Annotated in this window: 4 protein-coding genes; 3 read left to right on the top strand and 1 reads right to left on the bottom strand. The window is 58.0% G+C overall.

The window, feature by feature from the left end; genetic code table 11:
• From INT49_RS21345 to INT49_RS20550, 3 genes are all read left to right on the top strand, one after another.
• Positions 1-457 (top strand): hypothetical protein (locus INT49_RS21345; protein WP_226851118.1); only part of this gene is annotated, 457 nt, incomplete at its 5' end.
• Between the two features lie 15 nt (positions 458-472).
• Positions 473-1,204 (top strand): ABC transporter ATP-binding protein, encoded by a 732-nt coding sequence (locus INT49_RS20555; RefSeq protein WP_193119593.1) that lies wholly within the window; start codon positions 473-475, stop codon positions 1,202-1,204.
• Positions 1,201-2,469 carry a hypothetical protein gene (locus INT49_RS20550; RefSeq protein WP_193119592.1) on the top strand — a complete coding sequence of 423 codons (1,269 nt, stop codon included), beginning with the start codon at positions 1,201-1,203 and terminating at the stop codon, positions 2,467-2,469. The genes INT49_RS20555 and INT49_RS20550 overlap by 4 nt, the downstream gene beginning before the upstream one ends.
• A 658-nt stretch (positions 2,470-3,127) precedes the next feature.
• Here INT49_RS20550 and INT49_RS20545 read toward each other — a convergent pair.
• Complete coding sequence (locus INT49_RS20545) at positions 3,128-3,937, bottom strand: abortive infection family protein (protein ID WP_193119591.1); 810 nt, start codon at positions 3,935-3,937, stop codon at positions 3,128-3,130.
• Positions 3,938-4,146: the final 209 nt, after the last annotated feature.

Below are 4,146 nucleotides of genomic sequence, written 5' to 3'. Positions count from 1 at the left end.
AAGATCGGCAACGACGCCGACCGAGCGGACCTACCGACCCCATGAAAGATCGAGGCTAGCAACCTCCGCCGCAGCCGCCCTGGCGGCCACCTCACTTCTCGCGGCGCCCGCACTAGCCGAAGGAAGCTTCACGAGCAGTCTTTCTAGTTGGATGGTAGGGAAAGACACCCGCACCTGGTTCGACAACGATCATGACTCTGCCTCTACCAATATCACCATGGGCGGATGTCGGACGACAAACGGCGCGTCACCCGGGAGGATGCAGTTTAAGTTGATCAAGCACCGAACTGCACTGCCCGGGAAGGCAATCGCCACCAATACGATGTCGTGCAGCTCATCGAACGTCACCACGCGGTACGGAGCGCAGGACCGCTCCTATTACCATATCAATTTTGCCGGCGTGGTTGACGGCCCGACAAGGTACTACAGCGCGAGCACCTTCAAGGTAAGCTACTGAGGACACAAGGAACTGGTGACCAGATTGACTCTACACCCCGCACTTCATGTCGATTTGGTGACCTTTCGCTATAAGCGCGCAAGTGCGACCCTCCGGGACTTCTCGTGGACTTTCCCGGCGGGTCGCACTCTGCTATTAGGACCAAATGGCTCTGGGAAGAGCACGCTACTGAGGGTCATAGCTGGTCTACTAAAGCCGAGCAGTGGGCGGGTTGCATACTCTAGTGACACGAATGCCCAGATGACGAAACTGCCAGCACGGCAGATCGGCTACCTCCCGCAGGAGAGCCCTCGCGTTCGCGGGCTTAGCGTCCAGCAACAGGTAGAGTATTCAGCCTGGCTAGCAGGACTCAACTTAAACCTTTCGAAGACGTCTATTGAGGCGATCGATAGAGTCCATTTGCTCGATAAGCTGCGCACACCAACAACATCTCTGTCGGGCGGCGAGGCTAGGCGCTTGAATCTCGCTTGCGCTATAGTGCATTCTCCAGACGTCCTTCTACTCGATGAGCCGACAACTGGACTGGACCCCGTAGAGCGGATAAATCTCGCCGAAATAATCGGCAACAGGATGGGCGCAGAGAACATCATCACAGCCACACACGAAGCGGAAGCCCTCATGGATGTTAGTACCGATATTGCGATCCTTGTCGGTGGCAAGATTACTGACTCGTTTCCTGCAACGAACAGCACAAGTGAGTGGTTAGATCGATACCGGTCCGCACTATCCCGGGAGAACCATTCGTGAACCGCGCACTCTCCGCAGTCCGGGTGCTTGGACTTGCGTGGCTTATCCCGCTACAAGTAGTCGCCATCGCGGTTTATCGATCTGGGACCTTCTCTGTCGAGGAGGGTTATTCGCCAGCAGAGCAAGCACTCGGGTCCGAGTCTTTCATTCTCTGCATCCCCTTAGTGGCGCTCGCGGCCGCGATTGCCGCGAACAAGCTTGACCGTTCCGGTTTCCTTGATCGTCCGCTAGCCCGCCCTCCCCTGCTCACGTTGGGCATGCCACTGCTTGGGATATTCGTACCATCTGCGGTAATGGCAGTTGCCGCCCAGGCATTTTCTCTCCGCAATGCTAGCGATGTCAGCGTGAGCTTTATCCTGCTGTTGACTCCCGTGCTCTGGGCGGGAGCATCAACCCTCTTCGGGTGGCTGGTTGGCGCCAAATTGCCACTTAAGTTTGCCGCCCCGCTCAGCGTCTTGGTCCCATATGCCATCGTAGGCTTTCCCCCAGCGATGGATCCAGCCTGGATGCAGCACACCATAGGAATGAGCACTTTGTGCTGCGGTGTGAGCGAGGTCCCCAGCTGGAGGCCTCTCTTGGCAGCATTTCTGCTTGCTGGTGGCGCCTCTCTTGCCATGTGGGTTGCGATCACAAGGCGACTAACTCGTTCGATAGCCGCAATTGCCATTACAGGCATTATCATTCCGGCATTAATGGCGGGATTTAGTGCGATAGTGGCTATGCCGCTTGGGTACCAGGCGACCAGCCCCAGGGATGGCAATTTGCTGTCGTGCAAGGATTTTGGGGTCGAGGTCTGCTACTGGCCCGAGCACGCTTTTGAAGTAGAGTCTTCTGAGCCTGAGATTCGTGCAGTCATCGAGGTGGCCCGGACGAACGGATTACTAGTCCCGGACCGGCTAGTCGAGCTACCTGAGGATAAGGCTCAATGGCCTGCCGCTCCGCTCCTTATCCGAGAGAATGATTCCCCCGTCGAGGTGCAACGAAAAGTAGCATGGGCAATGATGCCCATCCCTTCTGTTGAATGCCAAGAGAAGATGGCTTCGTCTGGCATGGGGGAAAGCTCCTTAACCTATGTGGCGGGCAGTGAAGTTCTCGCCGTATGGCTTGGCGAAGCAGTGGGAAACCCGCTTCCATCGGATATTATTTCACCAGACGTTCCTGACATTGTGGACGGCATTAGCGGTGACACTGACGGCGGGGCAGGTCGGCTCCGAGAAGCTCAGGAGTTAGTCACTAGTTGCTCGGTCGACAGGGCGGTCCTCTGAAGTGTACTTATTGGTACGAAGTCGACTGAGTGTCGCGCTGTCGGTCGCCTGGGCGGCAACGATCGGAGTTATTGCACTTCTCCCAGCAATGACAGTGCCTCTTCCGAATTTGAGTGGATCTGCACCGCTGGTTACTCTTTTCGTGCCCAGCCTGTCGGCCGCCTGCGTCACGACGTTAGCGGCAACACCGTTGACTGATTTGGAACGCCTTTCGGCGCGCCCAGTAGTTGGCTATATCGTCGCCCTAATGGTCGGCGTTAGTATTTTTTTTCTGATCGCCATGACTGCACTAGGAGTGACTGGCGACGAAGAGATGGCCTTAATAGCAACCAGGTCTTACTGTGCATACTTGGGGATTGGGCTTATCGGCGTTACCCTTGTGGGCGAGGTTGGCCCGGCAATGCCCGTTCTTGCAGCTGCGACGTTAGGAGTTGCTGCGTCTCCTGGCGGCTCCTTTATTTTCGCTTGGTCGGTTTCTAGGGAGTTGCCGATGCACTTCTGGGCGGCTCCTGCGATTTTGCTCTTCAGTGGACTTCTGTTTTTCTTTTTCGCTAACCGAGACAGTCGCACTTGGCGAGTGGAGAAGACCTCAGGCGACAGGCCTTGAGGGCGCAAGGCGCGATGCGTCACAAACGGCCCAAAGCGGCCGCCCCCCCCATTAAGGGCGCGAGCTGTGCTCTGCGAGCAGAAAGTTAACGACACTGAGGGTCAAGTCGCGAATAAAAGTCGCCTCGGGCTTACTCATCGTTGTCAATACTGTTCGACCGTGCCCCGATCCCTGATCGTTGCGGACCTTCCGCACGGCCTCCGCGATCTTAGGGACGCTCTGGTTCAGTGTGGCCAGCGCTTTGGAGGCTTCGCTGGTTGCGTCGGCAGGGCGCGTGCTGATCCCTGCCAGCTTCATCGCCCTATTGACGAGAGCTTCCAGTGACTCATCGGGCTGGTAGCTCTGCTGCCGTTCCTCCAGCACGAACTTAGCTGCCGCCTCCAATGAGTCTTTCGCAGCACCGACCATGAGCGAGATGTCATCACCGGAGTTCCGTAACCGCTTCAGTTGCAGCTCTAGCGCCTCTCGACCTCCTGCCTGCACGTCGATGATCCCGAGTGGAGCAAGGGTGCCCGTTTCGCTCAGTTCCCACCCGACGTGCGTCAGGCTCCTGCGCAGCTCCGCCACCATCTGCTGCAAGTCGGGGGAGTGCGGGGCTCTTGAGAAAACCCCCTTCGTCATGAGCGACATTGTTAGGGCGCGGATCAGCCCGTTTATCTGGCCATCCTCGGCTGCATCAAAAGCGTTGTTGATCCGTCGCGCTTTCGAGATTGAGTTGATCCCTGTCCCCGGCGGAGACTGCGGGGACGAGACTTGGGCGCGCCGGAAGGCCACATCCATGTCGGCATGAGTCGGCGGCGACTCCGTTCCGAAGATGTCAGCGAACGCCGCCGCTACTGTCCACACGTCATCTCTGCTCATCCCGCAAGTATGCCCATAGGGGAGGGAGCTAGGCCCCTGCTCGCTGGCTTGTTGCGCTGACCCATGCGGACGGGCCGATCCAACGCCACGAGAGACTGCACCATAAACGGTCGTTGAGAGCACGCCCAGCGGTCACCCGCGCCGGCAGCCGTCAGGGACTGCCGCATGATCAGGTGACAGTTGTGGTGTCAGGCCGCGAGGCTCACGGC

This window comes from Brachybacterium tyrofermentans (genome assembly GCF_014897585.1).
GTDB classification, from domain to species: Bacteria; Actinomycetota; Actinomycetes; order Actinomycetales; family Dermabacteraceae; genus Brachybacterium; species Brachybacterium tyrofermentans.
The sequence above is the reverse complement of the archived record's forward strand: the minus strand, read 5'-3'. Positions and strand labels throughout refer to the sequence as shown.

What these genes read in the sequence shown, in the direction of transcription:
- INT49_RS20545 (WP_193119591.1), bottom strand. Translation starts at nt 3,937, where the DNA reads ATGAGCAGAGATGACGTGTGGACAGTAGCGGCGGCGTTCGCTGACATC.